This is a genomic window from Acinetobacter sp. RW6, assembly GCF_041956835.1.
Classification (GTDB): Bacteria; Pseudomonadota; Gammaproteobacteria; order Pseudomonadales; family Moraxellaceae; genus Acinetobacter; species Acinetobacter calcoaceticus.
This window is the reverse complement of sequence record NZ_CP167121.1, coordinates 2024077-2047445: the sequence shown is the minus strand read 5'-3', so window position 1 is coordinate 2047445 and position 23369 is coordinate 2024077. Positions and strand designations below refer to the sequence as shown.

Below are 23369 nucleotides of genomic sequence, written 5' to 3'. Positions count from 1 at the left end.
TTAAATACCTAATAACTGATTAATTTGAGTCTGATTCACAGGGGCAGCAGCAAAGTCATCAAATATTTTATCGGTGACATGAATAATATTTTGTTTAATAAACTCGGCACCTTCGCGCGCGCCATCATCCTTATTTTTTAGGCAGCATTCCCACTCTAATGTTGCCCAGCCTTCGTAGTCGTAATGCGCTAACTTGGAAAAAATCGCTTTAAAGTCAACTTGCCCATCACCCGTAGAACGGAATCGACCCGCTCGATTTCCCCAGCTTTGATAGCCGCTGTACATTCCTTGGCGGCCTGTTGGATTAAATTCGGCATCTTTAACATGGAACATGCGAATGAAATCTTTATAAATATCGATATATTCCACATAGTTCAGTTGCTGCAAAACAAAATGACTCGGGTCAAAAAGAATATGGCAACGTGGGTGGTTATGAGTTCGCTCTAAAAACATTTCAAATGTAATGCCGTCATGCAAATCTTCACCGGGGTGAATTTCATAACAAAGGTTGACGTCTTGTTCATCACACGCATTCAAAATAGGAAGCCAACGACGTGCTAATTCATCAAAAGCCGTTTCGATAAGCCCTGATGGTCTTTGAGGAAATGGAAATACATAAGGCCACGCCAAAGAGCCTGAAAATGTCCCCATGTCTTTAAGACCTAAGCGGGCAGATGCCTGAATTGAAGCGAGCATTTGCTGTTTTGCCCATTCAGTTCTAGCTGCGGAATTACCATGCAAATGAGAGGGGGCAAAGTTATCGCACATTGAGTCATAAGCAGGGTGCACAGCCATTAACTGCCCAAAAATATGAGTCGTTAACTCACTAATTTTTAAGCCATGATTATTTAAAGTACCTAATATTCCATCGCAATAATCTTGGCTTTCTGCTGCTAAATTGACATCAAATAAACGCTTATCCCAAGCAGGAAGCTGTACCGCTTCAAAGCCTTGGCTTGATACCCAAGCAGCAATATCTTCTAGACGGTTAAAAGGGAAAACATCATCACTAAATTGAGCAAGGTGGATACTTGGGCCTTTGATCGTTTTCATAACAAAACTTAATTAGTTGTCGATCGACAAACAATAGGCTTAATTTTGGATAAAAACAACTTTTTATTGGAAAATCAAAACAAAACGAAAGTATTTTGAATAAATCTCATTGATTTATTTGTGAAAATATTTTTTTCGAATAATAATAAAAAGACGTAATAAATTTGATGAAGTGTCATTATGGCTGGCAGACCAAGAGAGTTTGATCGAGAAGAAGCCCTCGTAAAAGCGAGAGATTTTTTCTGGCTTCATGGCTATGAAGGCACATCAATGTCAGATTTAGTTGAAGTTTTAGGGATTGCCTCAGCTCGAATTTATAAGGCATTTGGCTCAAAAGAGGCTTTATTCAGAGAGGCCGTAAATCACTACGAAAAAAATGAAGGTAATTTTGCGCTAAACGCTTTAAAGCAAAAAAATATTAAAGATGCCATCAGCCAATTATTTCAAGATGCGCTAGCGCTCTACACGCAAGCGAACCATTCGTATGGGTGCATGGTCGTGTCAGCAGCGAGTGTGTTAGGTGAAGAAAACCAAGCTGTTTTAGACTGGATGAAAGCACAACGTATAGCGCGAGGGCAGAGTCTGGTTGATCGATTTGTTCAGGCAAAATCAGACGGTCAATTAGTGGCTGAAGCAAACCCTGAAACGCTGGGGCAGTATTACGCACTTGTTCTTCATGGATTATCTATTCAAGCAAGAGATGGATATTCACAAGAAGAGCTTTCTCAGGTGATTCATTTCGCATTAATAAATCTAGATCAATACGTTGTAAATATTTAATCAATTGAGGTTTATTTAATTTATAGTGCTTCGGCAGAATTCTAAATATGATGGAATTAGTTTTGCAAAGAGCTAAGAGAACTTTGCTTTAAGATGGGAGCAGGAACTATATCAATAGCTTGAATATAATAATTTTGCAGCAAAACCTATGAAGAAAAAACCAATAAGCATATTTCCCAAAATAGAAAGTATTCTATTTCCTTTTAAACGGCTAACTAAATATGCACCGCAAAATACTAAAAAACTAAGATAAATCAATGTAATTGTAAGCATTACGGTAGTGAGTATTATAAAGGCCATCCATATGTGTGGAGCATGAATATTAATGAATTGGGAAAAAAAGGAAATATGAAATAGAAGTGTTTTCGGATTGAGGAGAGTTACCAGCATTCCTTGTCCTATTATCCCACCATCATCTTTTAATTCTGTTTCTTCTATTTCATTTTTTACTTTTGGTTTTATAAGAGAATAAAGTGTTTGTACGCCTAAATAAAAGAGATATGCGGCTCCAGCATATTTTATTGTGTTAAATAAAAAGGGAGTAGAGCTAATTACAGCCGCAAGACCGCCCCAAGCCATGAATACTAATAATACATCGCTCAGAACAATGGATAGAATTGCCGCGAACCCTTTTCTTACTCCGCTTTTAATACTTGTCTTAATGACGAACATGGTTTCAGGACCGGGAGCGAGTATTATTAACGTTACCCCCAACAAATAAGTCCAAAAATTTATAATGCCGATATTAGAGAACACAAATCCACCTTAAGTAACTAGAAATTAACAGGTATTTCATACTTTACGAAGTCAAATTTTCTACTTGTAGATTTTGAAACTACTTTTCCTCCTAAAGATTCAGCAATTTTTCGACTTGGATAACTCTCTTCAGCGACTGGATAAATAAAATATTTAGGTTTAACAAAGTCGATCGCCCACTTAGCACTATTAAACAGTTGTTAACTGAAATTTCAAGCGAAGTCTGAAGAGGTTTTTTATGAACATAATTTTATTCATATTTTTCATACCAAACTTTCGTTCAAAACAGTTAGGGATTTGAAGAGAGTTAGAATTTTAGTGTATTAAAAAATTGACATAGTGTGATTGTGGTTGAGTACAGCAATGTCAAAAAAAAAAGAAAAAATGAAATTACTATTCCTCTAGGAATTGTTTTACAGGTACAGCCCTTTTGAAATCAAAAATGGCTGATCATTATTGTGAGGGAAGGGACATATGCGTTTTTCATTGCCAGCTAAAATTGCAAATAATATTGATCGTTCGGGTTTAATAAATAGTATGCCTTTCAATCCAGATACGTCATTGAGTACGCCCCAAGGAAAATATACCTGTGTTCACTATGGAATTATGATTCCAAATTTACCTGAACCTTTTAATTTCCTAAATATTATTGTGGTCGTGGGTCAACCTCAAGTTAAGCTATTTCGAAATCAACATTTAATCAAGACAAGTGATGTAGATACGGCTAACGTTTTAATTGGTACAGCTACTGGAACCCCTGATCACTTTAATGGCTATAGTGTAGAAAAAGATTGCACACTAGTGACTAATGGTAGCTACTTAAAGTTTGGCAATGATGTGACGATTGAAGGAACATATCCCGAATTTCATGCTCACCGTGAAGGCCACAACTTTAATTTTGATTTAAAGCTTCGTGCAACAGATAAAATTGCACACTTCACGAATCTTGTGGGTGGTTTATATGACCATTGGGCTTTGCTGTGTGAGTACGAAGGATATGTAGAGCAAGCGGGTGTAAAAACAGAAATTAAGGGTTTATGTACTTACGAATATGCTCGTGGCATTAGTGTCAAACTTCCCATTAACTTTTTTACCTATCAAATTTTAAATATTGATGAAAAAACCCAAGTCCTATTTGTAGATTCGTTTGGTCCATTAGGTTTAACGTTGCAAAGTAGAGTCTATGTGCGCTCTCTAGATGACCATGGCGGAATTTATTCTCGTGGTTTTAAATCTATTGTTCATGAATATGAGCCTGAAAGAGTTACGACGCCAGATGGAATTAGTATGCGTTTACCACATAAATTTAGTTGGCAAGTGGATGATGAACATGGAAATCTTCTCATTAAAATCGATGGTATTACTAACCGTGACTTTAAGTATGGTATGGCGGGAGGCTATGCAGGAAGTTACCAATATAGTGGGCTATTTAAAGGGAAACCAATAGAAGGTAGAGCCTATATTGAATACATAGACCCGAAATAATCTTAAAATTTAATCAAGCACTTGTCCTCAATACGCTCTGCTTTTTACATCGGGTCGGGGCGTTTTTGAAAATTACATTTACACGTATAAGAGCTGTAAACTTACGGTTCATACTGAATAAAAACTTTATTGTTAACTTAGTTAGATGGTATTTTACTCAGCTATTGCTTTGGTTTCGATTGAGTTTGTAATTGTGAGCATATCTATAAAAGAATCAAAAATTCGTAGTGATGCGGGCATCTTTCCTTGGCTAACTTATTTAACAATGAAAGACATGGGATTGGATACGGATGCTATCTTCTCAAGTGTTAATTTTTTAGAGCATGCACTGAATATCCCAGATAAAAACGTAAGATATGACAATCGTATTCAAGAGAAATTTTGGGCTGCTGCTGAAAAGGTCAGTGGTAATAAAGATATTGGGTTAGTCGTAGGCGGGCGAATGCCTGTACTACGTGGCGATTTATTTGAATATGTATTCTTAAGTAGTGCTACTTTCGGCCAAGGTTTGAATACAGCAATAAAATATTATCATCTATTTACCAGTGCATTTGATGTTTTAAAGCTTGAGGTAAAAGGAGAGGATGCTTACTTGATTGGTTTAGAGCATTCTATTCGGCACTATTTAGAATGTGCGATCTCAGTTTTATTAGCATATTTAAAACATGTTTCTAGTGAAAAATTTAAGCCTTTAGAAGTGTGGCTGACTTATCGTGAAGGTGCGGATGCAAAGCGATATCAAGAAATTTGGGGATGTCCTGTATATTTCAATATGCCTGAAGGGTGTATCAAGTTTAATGCCAGTATTCTAAATGACTCTTCTGTAGCGGCTAATAAAACATTAAATAAAATCCATGAGACTATTATTGAAGAATCTTTAACTCAGATAGAAAAGCATGAACTGGTTTTTAAAATCGAAAATACTCTTCAAGATCAACTAAAATCAGGAAATTTTAAAATAGATGATATTGCTAAAACACTCAATATCACTTCAAAAGCCTTAAGAACTGACTTAAAAGAAATTGGTACGAGCTATGAAAAAGTATTAAATGAATACCGTCAAAAGCTTGCACGAGATTTGTTAGAAAACACACAGTTAAAAAGTGATGAAGTGGTTTACTTGCTAGGCTTTTCTGAGCCTTCAGCTTTTTCTAGAGCATTCAAATATTGGACTGGTGAAACTCCTTCACAATATCGGAAACGTAAAAGTAAAAAGATTATTACTCTTTAAATGTATTTGACTTAATCATGAGCGGTAAACCAAGTTCAGATAATAAATCTGTCCGTGAATTTGGAACACTTTTTCTCTCTAAATCAATAAGCTCAATAAATTTTTTATTAAATTGTTTTCTTGGGTATTTTTCTAAAATTTCATTTCTAAAAGATAGGGGGAGTTGATAGAGACCCTCACTAATCACATCGCATGATGCGCCTTGCTGTAATAGCGTAATTTCAGCTAGGTCAGAATGATCTATATAGCCATTCATATGTAAGCAGATGGCATCTCTAATAACTTCACTTTTCTTCTCATCAAAGCTATGTTCTTTAGCTTTTAGCTCAAATTGTTTGGCGCTCTCATAGGTAAAACAGTTACAACCTTTACTCTGAATATGTTGCTCAGTTAAGCCAATATCATGAAAAAGTGAGGCTATTAAAAGTGATTCATGGTCAAATTGCTGTTTTTGTATATTGCCTAAGGCAGCTCCCCAAAAGTAGGTCCGCCATGAATGATTGTAGATAGATATATTTGCTTTTGCTTCTAGTTCATCAAGTGCGACTTTAACCATTTGAGTATCTGGTATTACGATCTGATCCATATCAAAATCGTTGGAAGCTTTGAACCGGAAGTAATTTATTTTTATAGATGCCATAATGCTCGGTAGCATAATTTTTTGAATTAACTTAATTTTCTCTTTGAAGCTAAGCTGACCATTTGTAGCTTGCATCCAGTTATATGAACCAATTCTTATAGTTTTCATTAGTAGATCTCATTTTAGAGTAATTACTCTAAAATATTGCCATAGCTGAATTTTTGCAAGCCGTATCTTTTTAAAGATAGATAGAGCTTTGATAGATTTGAATGTTTATGCTTCTTACTTTTGGTTTATTAAAAATTAATAGGAATCTCATAGGTTACAAATTCGTATTTTGGACCTGTGGATTTTGAAACTACTTTACCTCCTAAAGATTCAGCAATTTTTCGACTTGGATAATTCTCTTCAGCGACTGGATAAATAAAGTATTCAGGCTTAACAATGTCGATTGCCCACTTAGCGACTCCTGATACAGCTTCTTTTCCATAACCATGATAATGATAATCTTCGCGTATCCAGATTCCTAACTCTGGATGAGGAGTTTGCATACGATGTAGGCCAACAAGACCTACAAATATTTGAGAATGTGCCTCTCTTATAACAAATATAATTTCAGATCCAGCTTTGAAGTTTTTTAACCAACCATTCCAAGTTTGATCAAACTCATATCTTGGTTGAGGGTCCCACGCCATATAGCGCGTCAGGGTAGGTGTAATACAGTTGTATGTTTCATCTGCATCTTCTGCTGTAAAAGGATTTAGATTAAGCCTTTGAGTAGAAATACTCACTTCATGCAAACTCATAATAATCCTTATATAGGTCACTTAAATTTAATAATTATCAAAAATATATTATTCATACTAGAGTCAGAACAAATAATAAACTATCACTAATAATAGCCCTTTGATCTTATGTCAGTATTTTATAAACCCCCATTTAACAATAAATTTTAATTATTTATCCTTACTTTTTAATGATCTATTTTAATACGATTGTCATTTCGTGTGCTTGACTGAAAGAGGGTTGAATACTATTCTTTGCCTGCTGGCCTACATTGCCAGTCGGTTGTCGCAGACCGATTCACACCCGTATCAGGATTATTTCTCTGAGGAATAATTTTGTGCGGCCATCTCGTTCCCTCCCGTTGCGGTAGGACGGGAGTGGGACACCCTCGGGTGTGCTGGTTGTGTGACCAGTCTGCGAACCCACTTCCGTTCTGCCACCATAATTTTAATGTCTGGCAGAACTCCAAATAAAAAGGAGTTGGCTTTGCACATCCATTATTTCTTGGCAACCATTGCCAAAAGCTATAACGACACTACTTAAACATTTAGAGCAGTTTGATCGCCGTAAGGTTTTCAGGCTTTAAATTATTTCGTCTAAAAACTTAGCTAACAATAAAACTTGAGATGTGCCAAGCACAGTCTTTATGGCTTTGCTATGCCTTTTTTATCTCATTTATATACAACAAGAATTTATTTTAAAACGGTAAAACTATGCCACATTCAGATCTTCCATTTCGTGCTTTAAGCGTACTTCACACTTCAAGATTTCTCTTTAATAAATATGGCTTTCATAACGTCGGGGTCGACCGAATTATCGAGTCGGCAAAAATTCCTAAAGCGACTTTTTATAATTACTTTCACTCAAAAGAAAGGCTGATTGAAATGAGCCTAACCTTTCAAAAAGATGGACTTAAACAAGAAGTAATTTCAATCATCTATGTTCAAAAAGAATTAACTCTAGTTGAAAAACTGCGCAAGATTTACTTTTTACATGCCGACTTAGATGGGCTTTATCATTTGCCGTTTAAAGCTATTTTTGAAATTTCGAAAACACATCCAAAGGCATATCAGACCGTAATTGATTATCGAAAGTGGTTCATCAATGAAATCTATAATCTGCTTTTAACCACCAATGCAAATGCTTCAAAACAAGATGCCCACATGTTTTTGTTTGTGATTGACGGTGCGATGGTTCAGCTTTTAGACCCTAACAAACCAGATGAAAGAGAGCGGTTGCTTGAGTATTTTTTGGTGGGAGTGGGGTGAATTAATACCACTTATGTTGATAGGGCATTTAGGTAGTAGATTGTGTTGATAAGGACACAAGGAGAGAAATCTCAGAAAATAATCCTATATACACTGTAAGTAGACTAATGCTATTAAGTTATATATCTCTTTAAGCAAGTCAAGGTTGGGTTGGCTTGAGTTTTCTCTTTATATATTCAATGGCCTGAGTCACTTTTGCTGATTTCGTATTTTTTTGTGTAGTGACTGCCCATATATTCATGGTGCCAACATTCCAGTCATCGAGTACTTTAACTAGTTTACCCTCTGATAATGCTTGTTCAGCTTCAAATGTACTTAAACAACAAACACCATAGCCTTGTTCACACATTTTATGAAGAATTAACGTATTGTTCGTAAGGTACTTGGGCTTAATTTCTACATAGTAACTTGTGTAAGTTGATTCATGAAAAAAATATTTTTGAATCATCGTATCGTTAGTTGCATATTGTAAGTGTAACCAGTTTTCATCATTTAACTCATTAGGATGAGTGGGTATTCCATGTTTTTCTACCCAAGAAGGGGAAGCATAAAGTTTCATATGCATTTCAGAGATTTTGTGAGCAATAAATGAAGAGCTTGGCATTTCCCCAACACGTATAGCCAAATCAATCCGTTCTGTAATCAGATCAATATACTGATCTTGAACTTGGATGTTTAAATTAAGGTGAGGTAAAGCCTGAGACCAGTCTTTTAAGCTTTCTATAAAATAATTAGATAAACCGACTGGTGCCGAGATTCGTAACTCTCCAAAAGGTTCTTTCTTTTCTGTATCTAATAAAGCTTGAGCATTTTCTGCTGCTTGAGCAACTTGTTTGCAATAAAAGTAATATCGCTGTCCAATTTCGGTTAAAGATAATTTTCTTGTTGAGCGATGTATTAAAGTAATTCCACTAATTTTTTCTAAATATCGAATTTGTTGACTTACAGCAGATGGAGACATATTGAGAATTCTTGCTGCACTACTCATCGATCCTTGTTCCACTACTTTAGTAAAAATAACCATACGTTTGTAATGATCCATTTTGAACCCTAGCTTCAAGCTGTTTGAACTCTAAAGCTACTATTATGAAATTACTTATTCAAATACTATTTTTATGAATCAAGAATAGTATTTGATGGGAAGGTAAATCTTTATGAAACATATTTGGGCAAAGAAAATGATTTCATTCGGAGTAGATTTAGCCAGTCAACAAAAACTCAGCTTTTGTTTTGCAATCTATGATGAATCTGCAAATTTGCTTGCTTTTCAAAGGATGGATCATTCAATGCTAGGGTCAATTGATCTTGCTTTGACGAAAGCTAAAACAGCGTGCTTATTTCGAACAGAAACTCAAGAGCTAGGTCAGCTATCACAACCGAATATGCCCATTTGGTCTATAGAGTTTAGTAACGGAGGCCTAAGTACAATCGCTGGTGGTGTGCCACTTCTAAATCAGGCTGGAGAGTTTATCGGTAGTATTGGTGTCTCTGGTGGAACAGCAGAACAAGATAAAGAAATGGCACAAATGTGTTCAGAATATTTTCTAAAAAAATTAGGGTTTACTCAATGAAAAAAGTATTAGTAACTGGTGCTGGAACTGGATTAGGAAAATTAATGGCAATTGCGCTTGCTAAGGCAGGTAATCAGGTGATTGCTTCAGTTTATTCTATATCTGAAATAGAAAGCTTAAAAGAATTCGCAATAGCGCAAAATGTTAATTTAACAGTTGAAAAGCTAGATATTTCGAATGTAGAAGATCGAGAAAAGGCAGCCACTTGGAATGTCGATGTACTGATTAATAATGCAGGCATCGCAGAAACTGGTCCATTAGCAGAAATACCAATGGAACATTTTAAAAGAAATTTTGAAGTCAATGTTTTCTCAGCTTTAGCTTTAACGCAAAGCATTGTTCAAACTATGGTGAAGTCTAATATTGCTGGACAAATTATTTTTATTTCATCTGTCGCAGGGCTAATCACGAAAGCATTAACTGGTCCGTACTGCGCAACAAAACATGCCATAGAGGCAATGGCAGAAGTCTTAAGTGAGGAACTCAAAGACTACAATATTAAGGTTGCGGTCATTAATCCTGGGCCTTACGACACTGGTTTTAATGATGCTCAAATGCTAGAAATGAAAAAATGGTACGATCCAGAGAAAAACTTCACCCAGTTGACAGAAGACAGCTTCAAATTTCCTTTAGAGCAGTATAGTCCTGAAGAACTTATTGAGCGTATTGTGAAAGTTGTATCGGGTGAGGTGAGGTTATTTAGAAACTTATTGCCTGAGAGTTTTGTTGGTATTGTAAAAGACTATCAGGCTGATTTATGGGTTAAAGAAAATAATTAAAAAATAGCTGTTCCTCTAGTTAAATTAGTGGAACAGCTTTTAATCAACATTCCACATATACCTTACTTAATTTTATTTGGTAATGATAATGAGTAAATATATCAAAATATTAAAACAAGAATTAATAGGATTATTTTTACTACAAAAAAGTGATCGTACTTGGGAGCTTCCTTTAACAGCAGCTTTAGCAACAAGTTTACCAATTTTTTTGGCTATTTATTTGGGACATATTGAATACGGTTTGATCTCAAGTTTGGGGGGGATGATATTTCTCTATACACCGAATAATACACCTTTATACCATCGTTTTTTGACAATGATCTGTGCAACAGTGGGTATTAGTTTTAGCTATTTAGTCGGTTTGCTGAGTCATTCATTAGAATTTTCTTTATTTATCATTTTTTCTCTGATGACATTTGGTATTTTGATGATATGCCGATTTTTTAGATTGGGTCCACCTAGCGGATTATTTTTTATTATTGCATTAAGTGTTGGCACAAACTCAAATATAGCGATTTCACAAATCCCATTTCATGTAGGAATGATGTTTTTAGGTGCACTATTTTCAAGCTTTTTAGCTATGTTTTATAGCGTATTTATGTTGCACAAAAAGAAGGAAAAATTATCTACACCTTCTTTTAATTATGATTTTAACTATGTAATTAGTGAATCTATTATTATTGCTTTATTTGTTGGTATCGCTGTCTTTTTTTCTAAAATATTTGAGTTAAAAAATTATTATTGGGTTTCTGTAAGCTGTTTGATCGTATTACAACAAACTAATTTTAGAGATGTTTTTAGTAAAATTTTACATCGTGTACTCGGTACAATGATTGGAGGAGGAGTTACAATTTTAATATTGTCTCAACTATTAAATGGGTGGGGGATTGCTATAGCTGTTATGTTATTAATGTTTGTTGTTGAATATTTTATTACACGAAATTATGCATTAGCAGTTATTTTTATTACCCTTTTAACTATTTTACAAGCTGAAGCGAATAATTTAATTTTAGATAGTGCTAGTTTTGATTTATATTCTATAGCATTTACCAGATTTATAGATGTATTGCTGGGGTGCTTTATTGGTTTTATTGGTGGATATATTATACATAACCGAATATCTTGATTTTAAAATATTTTATTCTTATCAAATTTCGAAAATTATATAATAATTAAAAAACTCACGATCATTTTAATACTTTGATTCAACTATCAGTCTACAGTTTAAATTGTCACGAAATTTTAACTTGATATTTAACAAAGCTAATTTTAGAATCCGCCCAACTAATTTTTAGGAGCTTCAATGTGAGTACTTGCTCGAGTGACAGTAGTCGATCGGTAATAGTCTAAGTATCCACTGAAGTCCTTACAGACCTCTTTTTGTGGATGCAAGAAGAGGTTTTTTATTTTTATCTTTTCATTTCTATTATTAACCCATGATTTATTCATGACAGGTTGCAGTACTTGCATATGCTCCATAACTTATGGGAGTGATGCCAATGGTATTTATTTTAAAGAAACGCTCACTTATTTTTGGTTTCTGCTTATTGGCTTTATCTAACGCTAGCCATAGTGGAAGACCTATGGTTGTTGACGATGCAGCTCTTGTTCCTCCAAAAACCTGTCAACTCGAAACATGGATGCAGCATAATCCTGACAACAAAGAACATTGGGCAATGCCTGCCTGTAATTTTGATGGCAATTTTGAATTGGCTGTAGGAGTGGGAAGAGTAAGCGATGATACTGAGCACGTCAGCTATGCAACCTTACAAGGTAAGACCTTATTAAAGACTTTAGAAACTAATGATTGGGGAGTTGGCTTTTCTTTTGGCACTCAAATAAATACCAAAGATTCTTCAAAGAAAGATTGGACTGTCAATGTTCCATTAAGTGTTTCTACTTTCGATGATAAATTTTTAATCCATGCCAACCTCGGTTGGTTACGTGAAAATACCACGCATAAAAACCAGACCACGTGGGGAATTGGAACCGAAACACAACTTACTCATCCTTTAACGCTCACTGCCGAAGTATATGGTTATGACCGAAATGATGCCTTTTACCAAACAGGTTTTCGATACATGGTCTATAAAGACTTTGTTCAATTAGATGCAAGTTATGGCAATCAAATCTCTCATCACGATAATGCATTTTTCTCTGTCGGATTTGTATTTCTAACAAAGCCATTTTTACCTTGATGATTTAGAAATATCTGAATCTATCAATAAATCTGACAGATTCTAACTTTTGATATCAGATAAATACATTTATCTTAATTGGACTTGAGCACAACCTTTTGAAGTGCTCCTCTTTATGGTTAGATTTTTAGGTATTTAAAAAATGAATAAAATGCACGTAACTTTAGCGGTAATTATCGGCTTAATTGTTGGTGGAGTAATCGGCGCTCTAGGTTATTCTAAAACTGCTGCACGTTATGACGCCATGACCACAGCCTGTGTCATGGTAAACCAAGCGGTTGAACATGGAATCTTGAAACCTGAACAAGTGAAAGAGCTAGGTGAGCTAACAGGTCAAAGCCTTAAAAAAGATTATGAATCTGTTGCATCCAAATTCAAATTCTCTGAAAAGCAATTAGGTAATGCATCTGAAGGTTCTAATTGTAGTCAGTTTATTGTTGGGGTAAATGCCGCACAATAACCATTCAGAAGCCCACAGTAAGTGGGCTTTTTTTATAATGTTTAGTTAGGGCAGCTACAATATTAACTGAACATATCATTTATAGACTGCTATAATAATGATCAATTCAAAATCTGAAATATAAGCTTGCCTAAAGGCAGGCTTTTTGTATATGTAAACAAGTCTGCTAGGAAATATGAAACGCTATTTAAAACAAACTGAATCGGCTACGACTAATTGGACAACAGAGCAAGACTGTTTCTTGATAGAAAATAATTCTCTCCCAATTCACGAACTCATAGAACATTTGCCTTTTTCTGAAGAAGAAATAAGAGTACCTAGAGCTGTTTTGGGTTTAGTGCGTAGAGATAAACAGATGAGGACATATTAATTTTACCATTTGGTAAAAAATAATATGAAAGTAAATGTTTCTAATTATCTCTATTCAACCATTCATTTTGTGGATGAGTTATCAAAACCATAATTTTTTTAGGTGTTTTTTTGGTGCGATTTACATAAGGTACTAATTACTTACAAACCACACCAATAAGATTACCTTTACTTACACTTCTTTGAGCATAATCAAAGTCATAAAAGATTCTTAGATCAGCACTTTATAACAATAGTACGGAGAGAGAGGTTAATGCCAAAGTATCTAGCTGTAGCCGAAAAGGTTTATAAAAATATTAAAAAAGATAGCTTATTCACTGATGACATTACTCAGAATCTTAACTGTTTAATTAGTCAGATTCGAAAAGCAATCAAGGGAACTGAGTTTAAGCTCAAGTTCAACTATATAGATTTTGAAGAGAACTTAACCAAACCTTTAAGTGAATGCAAAGTTCAAATTGACTTGAGTGTCATGCCAAAATTTGCAAATGAAGGAGAGTATCTTCTTTGGTTAGCTGGTTTTATAGAGCGAATTACGGAAGGTGGAAAACCTAAATTGCCGCCAATTTCACAATTTCTTCCGCCAGGTTTTAAGATGTCGAAAGATGCATTTCCTGTATCTGTAGCTCCTCAAAAAGAAGAGCATGCTGACATGATTATCAATTATTTTAAATCTGAGGATTTTAGTAAAAACAATAAAACTCCTTCATAAAAGAATATAGAAGTGACGTCCACCATACTTCTATATACTGCTGGTTTAACTTCAGCGACCGCCTTCTGGGGCGGTTTTTTTTGTCTTAAATCTCCTCATAACTAACTTTTAACATTGTCTAAAATCAGATTTTAGAAAACATTAAATGTATGTAAATGTTCAGCTATTCAGTGTTTTTATATAAATAACAAAAACATAGTCATATTGTGTGGTAAATAGAAATATACATTTTTCACATAAGCAATGTGTCAAGTAACGCAATTAAACATTTAGCTGTTCATAATCTTTAAAAAAAGGGGAATATAAATAATATGAACGAAAATGCCGAGTTAATTAAATACATAGACGTTGCTGAAAATGTATATGAATGTATTTATGAAAATAACCAAGTTTCAAATAACTTGATTGTTAACCTCAATCGAATTATGGCGGAAATCAAAAAGCAGGCTGAAGAAAAAGATCTCAAATTAAAGTACAACTCTATCGACTTTGAATATTGCTTGAGTTTACCTTTGGCAGATAGAGATATAAAAATTGATTTAAGTTTGATTCCTCATTTTGAACATCGGGATGAATGCATTTTATGGCTGACAAATTTTATCGGAAAAATTAGTGTGCAAAAAAAGATGATGAGGCAAAAACTAAATTATCATTAAAAGGAACTAGATTTTAAATGTATGCACGAACCGTCTTTAGACGGTTTTTTGTGGGTGAAATATATAATATGATTTACCACAGATTGACATTCCATAATTAGAAAATGACACAGAGCGCTTTAAAATGAAAAAGCTTGTAATGACTTTTACTGTATTGATTCAACTATCGACCTATAGCGTAGCCAATGATTCTACGGGCTATGTCGGTACGGGGGGAATTCAATATCTCAAAAATTCGCAGATTGCGATGCAAAACGAAGATCTATTTATTAGTAAAAAACTGATTAAGGTCGATTATCTCTATAAAAACCTAAGCAATAAAGATGTCACTGAAACCATTTTATTTCCCTTGCCGCGCATTGATAATTTCTTTGAGTCTGATTTTGCCCATACAGAAGAACTTTTAAAAAGTTTTAAGATTGTGGTTGATGGCAAAAATATAAAACCGGAAATGCATGTCAGAACGTTTATTCAAAAAGATGAAAAATCACCTCTGATTGATGCAACGGACGAGTTTAAGCAATGTGGTTTTAGTGAAAAAGACATGCTCAACCCATGGGTTCGAAACAACTATGATTATGATTATTATGTAGATAAACTAAAACAATGTAATAAACCACAAATACAGAAAATTTTAGCTAATTTTAAAAAAGATGATGTCATCCCATGGTCATCTCAAGTGATTTATAGTTGGAAGCAAACTTTTAAGGCCAATGGTTTGACTAAAATTCACCATGAATATAAACCTTTGGTAGGCGGTTCAGTTGCTTTATACCCAGATGAATATAACCAGCAATTTTGTATGGATAAACAATTTAAGCAGGGCTTAAAAAAAGCCAGCGCAGAAAATTCTCCGTTTAGTGCTTTGGGCTATATTTTGACGACTGGTGCAAATTGGGCAAAGCCAATTGAAAACTTTAAGTTAACCATTGAGCGTGATAAAGACGAACTAGTTTCTTTTTGCTGGGATGGTCAAGTTAAAAAGATTAGTCCAACTCAATTTCAGATGACTAAAACCAAGTTTGTTCCTAAAAAGGATCTAGATATTATTTTTGTGAGAGTGAAATAAGCCGAACTCAAATAAAAATAAATAAATGGCTAGCCTAATCATGCTAAGAAATTCCATACTATAAAAGTAGAGGGATTTCTAATGTGGGATATAACGTGAATTTAAAGAATCTGGAAGCTTTTTATTGGGTTGTGACTTTAAATAGCTTCAATAAGGCTGCAACTAAATTGCAAACAACCCAACCTGCGATATCTCAAAAAATCACATCTCTTGAAAATGAATTAGGTTTTAAAGTTTTAGACCGAAGTTTGCGAAAATTTAAACTGACTCACAAAGGCATCACGTTATTTAAATATGCTGAAAAGTTTATGCGGTTGGAAACCGATCTTGTCGCAGAGCTTACCGAAAACCAGCACCTGACTGGAACAATTCGTTTAGGTGTTTCCGAAACAATCGTTTATACATGGTTGGTCGAATACATCGAAAAAGTTCAACAAGAATTCCCAAAAGTTTCAGTCGAAATTGTGGTCGATCTAACACCTAATTTACAAGAAGGCGTTCGGACAGGGGACTTGGACATGGCCTTTTTACTTGGGCCAACGTTGGCTTTTGAATGTATTGAACAGGCATTGTGTGACTTTGAGCTGAGTTTCTTGGCTTCACCGTCATTTAAAGGCTGTGTAGCTCAAATGTCTTTTAAAGCTCTCATGTCTCATACCATTTTAACTTATCCAAAAATTACCTACCCCTATAAAGAATTAAAAGCCAGAATGAAAGAGCAAGGCATTGATGAACCACTTTCAATTACCAGTTATTCATTAGCAACTTTATTGCGTTTAGCCGAACAGGGCCTAGGTATTGCTGTTGTGCCGACCTTAACGGCGTTAAAAGAAATTACTGATGGCCGACTAGAAATATTAAATACCCCCATTCAGTTAAAGACATTTCATTTTACCTCTATCTATATTCATGGGAATGACGTCGCCTTGAAAGAGAAATTGACAGAGGTCGCCGTTAAAGTATCGACGAGCGCCATGAAAAGTCTCAATGAAAGAATCCAAAAATAAGCGCTGTTATTATTTTTTATAAAATATTTTTTCTTATTTTAAATAGGCTACTTGCATGAAAAGTCATAAAAGCAGCTTATACAGTTTGATAAGTAAAGCTTATCCTGATTTTTTAATAAACATTAAATTTTTTAAAATCATGTATTTGAGTTTTTAATTTTATGTAAAAAGTCTTATTGTCCGTAGGGATGAGCTATGTTTTTATTTTAGATACAAGATTTGATCACCGATTGTGTTGATTGGGGAACAGGGAATCTTTGTCATTTAAAAGGATTAAAGAATATTGTTTGGGAAAATGATGTTCTTGGTTCAACCTGAAAATAGCGTTGTTAAGCTCAAATGGATGAGGAACGCATTAATGTCTTTACTGAAATCTTCTTTTTTATCAGATCGCCAATGGGCCATAGTTGCCTCGATCTTTATGATGGCGACCTCTGCAATGGGGCCTGGTTTTTTAACCCAAACTGCTGTATTTACAGTGAAGTTAGGCGCGGCATTTGGCTTTGCCATTTTAGTTTCCATTCTGATTGATTATGTGGTTCAACAAAATATTTGGCGAGTGGTAACCCTCACTCAAATGCGTGCATCGGATATTGCCAATAAAGCAATTCCCGGCAGTGGCTACTTACTGGCGTTTCTGGTCATCCTAGGTGGTTTTTTCTTTAGTATTGGTAACATTGCAGGTGCTGCATTAGGTCTAAATGCGCTTTTTGGTCTAGACACAAAATGGGGCGGTATTTTAAGTGGTGCTTTAGCTATTTTGATTTTTGCATCAAGAAAAGCAACGCTTGCCATGGATAAAAGCATGATCGTGTTGGGATTGCTTAAAATTCTCCTGATTATTATTGTTGCCGTGATTGTGATGCCACCAGTTGGGCAAGCTGTACATCAAACCTTTGCTCCAGATCAGATTGACTTTGCCATTATTACCACCATTGTGGGCGGTACAGTCGGTGGCTATATTTGCTATGCAGGTGCACACCGTTTACTCGATAAAGGTGCGGTTGGCCCTGAAAATATTGATGAAGTCGCTAAAGCTGCAACCAAGGGCATTATTGTTGTCGGCATCATGCGCTATGTGCTGTTTTTAGCATTCTTAGGTGTGGTGGTGAGTGGTGCAAATATTGATTTAGCCAGCCATGATGCCAACCCAGCAGCTCAAGCATTTCAATATGCAGCGGGTACATTTGGTTTTAAATTATTTGGTTTGATTTTCTGGGCAGCCGGTATTAGTAGCACCATTGGCGCAGCATATACTTCAGTGTCGTTCTTTAATGTGTTTAAAAAGAACTTAACACCAAAACAAAACAACTATACGACCATTACTTTTATCGCATTGGCTTTATTGCTCTATGTGTTATTGGGCGCAACTCCGGCAGGTCTACTCATTTTTGTGGGTGGTTTTAACGGTTTGGTGTTGCCAATTGGCCTTACAATTTTTGTGTATGTAGCAGCATGCCGTAAAGATTTAATGGGTAATTATAACTATCCCAAATGGTTACTTATTTTGGGTGGATTAACATGTCTGTTGACGTGGTGGATGGGCTATATGTCATTTACGACAGTGTTTAACTATTTGACCAAGCTTTAAGCCAGACTTTGTTAAGTGATAAAGGAATAATGCCATGTTTGTAGATTTAAATAGTGATTTAGGTGAAAGTTTTGGGTCATGGAAAATGGGCAATGATGACCAAATTTTACCTGTCGTGACCAGTGCCAATATTGCTTGTGGTTTCCATGCTGGCGACCCGCTCGGCATTTTAAAAACAGTTCGTAAAGCCGTTGAACTTGGCGTGACCATTGGCGCTCATGTTTCTTATCCAGACTTAGTTGGTTTTGGCCGCCGTAATATGGATTTGTCACGTGATGAACTGATTGCCGATGTGCTTTACCAAATTTCTGCACTCGATGGCTTGGCTAAAGTGGCAGGCTCAAAAGTGCAATACGTTAAACCGCATGGCGCGCTTTATAACACCATTGCACATGACCAAGCTCAAGCAGCCGCAGTGATTGATGCGATTAAAATGTATAACCCTGAATTGATTTTAGTGGCTTTGGCGGGATCGAACTTAGTCGAGCAGGCACGTGCAGCTGGTTTAAAAGTTGTGTCTGAAGCTTTTGCAGACCGTGCTTATAACAGCGATGGTTCACTGGTGTCTCGTCGTCTCGAAGGTGCAGTTTTACACGACTCGGCATTTGTTGCGAGCCGTGTGGTTTCAATGCTTAAAAATGGTGGGGTTGAGTCAATTGACGGTGTATTTACTCCAATTCAAGCCGACACCATTTGCTTACATGGCGACACCGACGGTGCGCTAGAGATGTCAGCAGCCATTAAAGCGGAGCTTGTAAAAAACAATATTGAAATTCGCCCGTTTGTAAATAAAGCATAAGGAAGAGCGCAATGTATAAGGATATTAAAGTTGACCCAGCTCAACTTGAAGCCGCGTTAGATGCGCGTTTAAAAATTCGTGCTGGTTTTGATAAGCCAACAGCAGGCATGGCTGCGGGCATGACTCAGGTCAACATGATTTCGGTGCCAAAAGAGTGGGCATATGACTTTTTACTCTATGCGCATCGTAATCCGCAAAGCTGCCCAGTACTTGATGTACTCGAAGAAGGCATCTATGCAACCAAGCTTGCCGCAGATTCAGACATCCGCACCGATTTTCCGCGTTATCGCGTTTGGAAAGATGGCGAAATGGTCGATGAAGTGACTGATGCAAGCGAGATTTATAACGCCCATCCTGATTTGGTGACTTTCTTAATTGGTTGTAGTTTTTCATTTGAAACGGCTTTGCAAGAAGCGGGTATTGAAGTTCGCCATATTCATGATGACACCAATGTGCCGATGTATCTGAGCAATATTCAGTGCCAGCCAGCAGGCCGTATTTCTGGAAATATGGTGGTTTCCATGCGACCAATTCCATCTCATCAAATTAGTGAAGCTGTAAAAATTACCGCGCGTATGCCAAGTGTTCATGGTGCACCTGTGCATATTGGGCACCCTGAAAGCTTAGGAATTCAGGATGTAAATAAGCCTGACTTTGGTGATGCTTCTCGTATTGAAGCGGGTGAAATTCCGGTGTTTTGGGCTTGTGGTGTAACGCCGCAAGCGGCAGTCATGAACTCGAAAATTCCTTTTGCTATTAGTCATGCTCCAGGTTACATGTTTATTACCGATATTCCTGACCGTGCTTGGATGGGCTAATTGGACTAAAGAAGAATTAAAAGGATAAGCAAATGCGTTTTTTATCGGTAAACGCCGATTGTTTTCTGATTGAGCTTGCAAGCCTTGAAGAAACATTGGCGTTATACAATAAATTGCAAAATACGCAATTGAATGGAATTAAAGACTTAGTCCCTGCTGCAAAAACAATTTTGGTTTTTTTTAACGAGATCGAAACCAACTTTAAAACGCTGGTTGCTTCAATTCAGAGCCTCAAGATTGATTCAGCGTTTGAGCGTAGCGGACAAGAAGTAATTGTACCGATTCATTACGATGGTGAAGACCTTGCTCAGGTTGCTGAGTTACAAGGTTTGTCTGTGGCTGATGTGATTAGAAAACATCATGAAAGCGTGTGGAATGTCGCTTTTATTGGTTTTGCGCCGGGTTTTGCTTATATGAGCAGTCCCGATCGGCCTTTTACCGATATTCCACGCCTAACAGTTCCGCGTAAAAAAATACCGTCAGGTTCTTTGGGCTTGGCTGGAAAATACTCTGGTATTTACCCAAAAGACAGTCCGGGTGGTTGGCAGCTTATTGGTACAACATCGGAAAAAATGTGGGATTTAGAGCGCAAAAATCCAGCACTACTTTTACCGGGCATGACCGTACATTTTGAAGATGTTACGCATAGCCCAACGACTGTGAATGTACCGCAGCAAATTACTCGTACGGTTGAGCCTAAACAATCTACACCACTGTTTAAGATCACTGCGCCAAGTCTACAGATGCTCATTCAAGACGAAGGGCGTTTAAACCAGACCAATATTGGTGTCGGAGTCGCAGGTGCAATGGACTTATCTGCCATGCACAGTGCTAACCGTATTGTGGGCAACCCAACCGATGCACCTGTCATTGAAGTTTTAAATGGCGGCCTAAAAGCCAAAATGCAGCATGCGGGCGTTATTGCGGTTGCTGGGGCTATTTCAAACATTCGTGTGAAATTTGCTGATGGTCAAACCGCAGACTTTGAAAGCTATCAACTGATTGATTTAGATGAAGGCGATGAGTTTCAAATTCAGCCACCGACAGCAGGGCTTCGAAATTATTTGGCTATTCGTGGTGGCATAGATGTTGAACCAGTTCTGAATAGTGCCTCCTTTGACAGCTTGGCGGTGTTAGGGCCAGAGCCTTTAAAGCTTGGAGATACGATTTATCTAGGACAGGTGAAGGCAGTCAACATTAGTGTAAATGAAGTAGGCAAAAGCGATTTACCAAAAGCTGGCGAAGTGGTTGAGCTAGATATTGTGATGGGACCACGCACAGATTGGTTTGAATCAGACAGTATTGAACTGCTCTGTCAGCAAGAGTGGCTTGTGACCAATGAAAGCAACCGCGTTGGGTTAAGACTTTCAGGTGAGCAGCCTTTAACTCGCAAAATTACCCATGAACTGGAAAGTGAAGGCACATGCATTGGCGCTTTGCAGATTCCACCGAGTGGGCAACCCGTTTTGTTTATGAATGATCACCCTTTAACGGGCGGATATCCGGTCATTGGCGCTGTTGCTAAACACCATTGGGATTTGGTGGCGCAGATACCAGCAGGTTGCCATATCAAATTTAAAAAAATTGCCGAATTTACAGATTTTGAGAATGAATGATGAATACAGAAAAATTATTGATTGCTAACCGTGGTGAAATTGCCGTTCGTATTATTCATGCTTGCCGTGACATAGGAATTTCATCGGTCGCGTTATATGCAGATGACGATATTGGCAGCATGCATGTCGAACTTGCAGACGAAGCATGGGGCTTGGCTGGTGCAACCGCAAGCGAAACCTATTTAAATATTCCAGCCATTATCGAAGTTGCCAAAAAATCGAAAGCGACCATGGTGCATCCGGGTTATGGCTTTTTATCTGAACGTGCTGAATTTGCCCAAGCCGTGATTGATGCAGGCTTAAAATGGGTAGGGCCATCACCAAGCGCGATTGAAAAACTAGGCGATAAAATCGAAGCGCGTAAAATTGCCGCTTCGGTAGGTGCGCCGTTGGTTCAGGGTACTCAAGACCCACTCAACAATGCAGATGAAGCTTTAGATTTTGCCAAACAATTTGGTTTACCCATTGCTATTAAAGCTGCGTTTGGTGGCGGTGGCCGTGGCTTAAAAGTCGCTTGGAAAGTCGAAGAAGTGAAAGAACTTTATGAGTCGGCAGTACGAGAGGCAAAAGCTGCCTTTGGCCGTGGTGAATGTTTTGTCGAGCAATATTTAGATAAACCGCGCCATGTAGAAGCACAAGTGATTGCCGACCAACATGGTAATATTGTCGTGCTTGGTACACGTGATTGCTCGTTGCAACGTCGTAACCAAAAGCTAGTCGAAGAAGCGCCAGCACCATTTATTAGCGACGAGATTTACCAACAAATTTTAACCTCGGCAAAAGACATTTGTCAGGCTGCAAACTATGTGGGTGCAGGTACAGTTGAATATTTACTGAGTCGTGATGGAAAGCTTTCATTCTTAGAAGTAAACACACGTTTGCAAGTCGAGCACCCAGTTACCGAAGAAACGTCAAAAGTCGATTTGGTAGTTGAGCAAATTCGCGTGGCACAGGGCCAAGTGCTTTCTATTAAAGAAACACCGAAAGCCCAAGGCCATGCCATTGAGTTTCGTATTAATGCCGAAGACCCAGCTCGCGGATTTATTCCGGCATTTGGTGTACTGAGTTTATTTGAAGCGCCGTTTGGTAACGGTGTACGAGTGGATACAGGCGTTCGCACTGGTTCATTGGTGTCGAGCCACTTTGACTCACTCATGGCAAAACTGATTGTGACTGGTCCAACTCGTGAAGTTGCAATTGCTCGTGCTAAACGTGCTTTAAAGCAATTTAAAATTGAAGGTGTAGCTTCGGTTTTAGACTTTCACCGTGCGGTACTCAATGAATCTGACTTTACCGATGAGTTTAATATACACACCCGTTGGATCGAGAATGACTTTAAACAAGAGTTAAAGCCAACTAAACGCGGCATTCCAAACCATCAACAACCGATGTTGCTCAGCTACATTGAAATTGATGGCAAGTTACACCGCTTAGGTTTACCAGCGGGCATGTTTGCACAAGGCCCAGCCACCGCAGTTCAAGCACAAACTAATGATCCAGAAGTAAGTGCAGAGCATTTACTTGCCCCAATTAATGGCGTGATTAGCGCTTGGAAAGTTGAAAATGGTGAGCAAGTGACAGAAGGGCAAGTCGTTGCCATTATGGAAGCCATGAAAATGGAAGTGCAGGTACTGGCGCATCGCAGCGGCGTTATTCAGATTAGTGCAGAGAAGGGCGCGACCTGCCATGCAGAAACCATTATTGGTAGCATTAATTAAGTTTTGAATAAATGATTTGGCCTGATTATATTCTTAGTTTGATCGGGTCAAATCAAATGCTTATTTA

At 37.1% G+C, this 23369-nt stretch carries 23 protein-coding genes and 2 pseudogenes; 19 read left to right on the top strand and 6 right to left on the bottom strand.

The window, feature by feature from the left end:
- A complete protein-coding gene (locus tag ACB088_RS09685) occupies positions 1–1053 on the bottom strand; it encodes a sugar phosphate isomerase/epimerase family protein (protein ID WP_375036811.1) in 1053 nt (350 codons plus the stop codon).
- 180 nt (positions 1054–1233) lie between these two features.
- On the opposite strand from ACB088_RS09685, the gene ACB088_RS09680 reads away from it, so the two are divergent.
- Positions 1234–1833: a TetR/AcrR family transcriptional regulator gene (locus ACB088_RS09680; protein WP_375036810.1), complete on the top strand. Its 600-nt coding sequence runs from the start codon at positions 1234–1236 to the stop codon at positions 1831–1833.
- A 111-nt stretch (positions 1834–1944) separates the two neighbouring features.
- Here the strand turns inward: ACB088_RS09680 and leuE are convergent, their stop codons facing one another.
- On the bottom strand, positions 1945–2589 hold the full coding sequence (gene leuE / locus ACB088_RS09675; RefSeq protein ID WP_375036809.1) for a leucine efflux protein LeuE: 645 nt from the start codon (positions 2587–2589) through the stop codon (positions 1945–1947).
- A gap of 17 nt (positions 2590–2606) precedes the next feature.
- A pseudogene (locus tag ACB088_RS09670) lies at positions 2607–2774 on the bottom strand (GNAT family N-acetyltransferase); the annotation flags it as partial.
- 289 nt (positions 2775–3063) lie between these two features.
- On the opposite strand from ACB088_RS09670, the gene ACB088_RS09665 reads away from it, so the two are divergent.
- Positions 3064–4074, top strand: coding sequence for a DUF6670 family protein (locus tag ACB088_RS09665; protein ID WP_375036808.1), 1011 nt, complete (start codon positions 3064–3066; stop codon positions 4072–4074).
- 199 nt (positions 4075–4273) lie between these two features.
- Positions 4274–5305 (top strand): AraC family transcriptional regulator, encoded by a 1032-nt coding sequence (locus ACB088_RS09660; RefSeq protein WP_375038798.1) that lies wholly within the window; start codon positions 4274–4276, stop codon positions 5303–5305.
- On the opposite strand, the gene ACB088_RS09655 is transcribed toward ACB088_RS09660, so the two are convergent.
- Both ACB088_RS09655 and ACB088_RS09650 read right to left on the bottom strand, forming a co-directional pair.
- A complete protein-coding gene (locus ACB088_RS09655; protein WP_375036807.1) occupies positions 5295–6053 on the bottom strand; it encodes an HD domain-containing protein in 759 nt (252 codons plus the stop codon). The two genes, ACB088_RS09660 and ACB088_RS09655, sit on opposite strands and share 11 nt — an antisense overlap.
- Before the next feature lie 128 nt (positions 6054–6181).
- A complete protein-coding gene (locus ACB088_RS09650; protein WP_375036806.1) occupies positions 6182–6691 on the bottom strand; it encodes a GNAT family N-acetyltransferase in 510 nt (169 codons plus the stop codon).
- A gap of 693 nt (positions 6692–7384) precedes the next feature.
- On the opposite strand from ACB088_RS09650, the gene ACB088_RS09645 reads away from it, so the two are divergent.
- The gene (locus tag ACB088_RS09645; protein ID WP_375036805.1) at positions 7385–7939 is read left to right on the top strand and encodes a TetR/AcrR family transcriptional regulator; all 555 of its coding nucleotides are present in this window, start codon (positions 7385–7387) and stop codon (positions 7937–7939) included.
- Between the two features lie 139 nt (positions 7940–8078).
- On the opposite strand, the gene ACB088_RS09640 is transcribed toward ACB088_RS09645, so the two are convergent.
- Complete coding sequence (locus ACB088_RS09640) at positions 8079–8981, bottom strand: LysR family transcriptional regulator (protein WP_375036804.1); 903 nt, start codon at positions 8979–8981, stop codon at positions 8079–8081.
- A 112-nt stretch (positions 8982–9093) separates the two neighbouring features.
- Here ACB088_RS09640 and ACB088_RS09635 point away from each other — a divergent pair, with 112 nt between their 5' ends.
- The 15 genes and pseudogenes from ACB088_RS09635 to ACB088_RS09565 all read left to right on the top strand — a co-directional run bounded on the left by ACB088_RS09635 (position 9094) and on the right by ACB088_RS09565 (position 23302).
- Positions 9094–9510, top strand: a complete 417-nt coding sequence (locus tag ACB088_RS09635) for a heme-binding protein (protein ID WP_375036803.1) — start codon at positions 9094–9096, stop codon at positions 9508–9510.
- Positions 9507–10289, top strand: coding sequence for an SDR family oxidoreductase (locus ACB088_RS09630; RefSeq protein ID WP_375036802.1), 783 nt, complete (start codon positions 9507–9509; stop codon positions 10287–10289). Before ACB088_RS09635 ends, ACB088_RS09630 begins: the two co-directional genes overlap by 4 nt.
- Positions 10290–10377: 88 nt before the next feature.
- Complete coding sequence (locus ACB088_RS09625) at positions 10378–11415, top strand: FUSC family protein (RefSeq protein WP_375036801.1); 1038 nt, start codon at positions 10378–10380, stop codon at positions 11413–11415.
- A 367-nt stretch (positions 11416–11782) separates the two neighbouring features.
- The gene (locus ACB088_RS09620; RefSeq protein WP_375036800.1) at positions 11783–12487 is read left to right on the top strand and encodes a hypothetical protein; all 705 of its coding nucleotides are present in this window, start codon (positions 11783–11785) and stop codon (positions 12485–12487) included.
- A 142-nt stretch (positions 12488–12629) separates the two neighbouring features.
- Positions 12630–12947: a hypothetical protein gene (locus ACB088_RS09615; RefSeq protein ID WP_005070099.1), complete on the top strand. Its 318-nt coding sequence runs from the start codon at positions 12630–12632 to the stop codon at positions 12945–12947.
- Between the two features lie 175 nt (positions 12948–13122).
- Positions 13123–13317, top strand: coding sequence for a hypothetical protein (locus tag ACB088_RS09610; protein ID WP_375036799.1), 195 nt, complete (start codon positions 13123–13125; stop codon positions 13315–13317).
- Between the two features lie 252 nt (positions 13318–13569).
- Complete coding sequence (locus ACB088_RS09605) at positions 13570–14028, top strand: hypothetical protein (RefSeq protein WP_092705393.1); 459 nt, start codon at positions 13570–13572, stop codon at positions 14026–14028.
- 311 nt (positions 14029–14339) lie between these two features.
- A complete protein-coding gene (locus ACB088_RS09600; protein ID WP_375036798.1) occupies positions 14340–14684 on the top strand; it encodes a hypothetical protein in 345 nt (114 codons plus the stop codon).
- Between the two features lie 124 nt (positions 14685–14808).
- Complete coding sequence (locus tag ACB088_RS09595) at positions 14809–15753, top strand: DUF4424 family protein (RefSeq protein WP_375036797.1); 945 nt, start codon at positions 14809–14811, stop codon at positions 15751–15753.
- Positions 15754–15848: 95 nt separating this feature from the next.
- A complete protein-coding gene (gene mumR / locus ACB088_RS09590) occupies positions 15849–16760 on the top strand; it encodes a LysR family transcriptional regulator MumR (RefSeq protein WP_092705395.1) in 912 nt (303 codons plus the stop codon).
- Positions 16761–17099: 339 nt separating this feature from the next.
- A pseudogene (locus ACB088_RS09585) lies at positions 17100–18351 on the top strand (NRAMP family divalent metal transporter).
- Between the two features lie 34 nt (positions 18352–18385).
- Complete coding sequence (locus ACB088_RS09580) at positions 18386–19150, top strand: LamB/YcsF family protein (RefSeq protein WP_038346770.1); 765 nt, start codon at positions 18386–18388, stop codon at positions 19148–19150.
- Between the two features lie 11 nt (positions 19151–19161).
- Positions 19162–19968, top strand: a complete 807-nt coding sequence (locus ACB088_RS09575; protein WP_375036796.1) for a putative hydro-lyase — start codon at positions 19162–19164, stop codon at positions 19966–19968.
- A 32-nt stretch (positions 19969–20000) separates the two neighbouring features.
- Positions 20001–21584 (top strand): 5-oxoprolinase/urea amidolyase family protein, encoded by a 1584-nt coding sequence (locus ACB088_RS09570; protein WP_375036795.1) that lies wholly within the window; start codon positions 20001–20003, stop codon positions 21582–21584.
- Positions 21584–23302, top strand: coding sequence for an acetyl/propionyl/methylcrotonyl-CoA carboxylase subunit alpha (locus ACB088_RS09565; RefSeq protein ID WP_375038797.1), 1719 nt, complete (start codon positions 21584–21586; stop codon positions 23300–23302). The genes ACB088_RS09570 and ACB088_RS09565 overlap by 1 nt, the downstream gene beginning before the upstream one ends.
- The last annotated feature ends 67 nt before the right edge of the window (positions 23303–23369 follow it).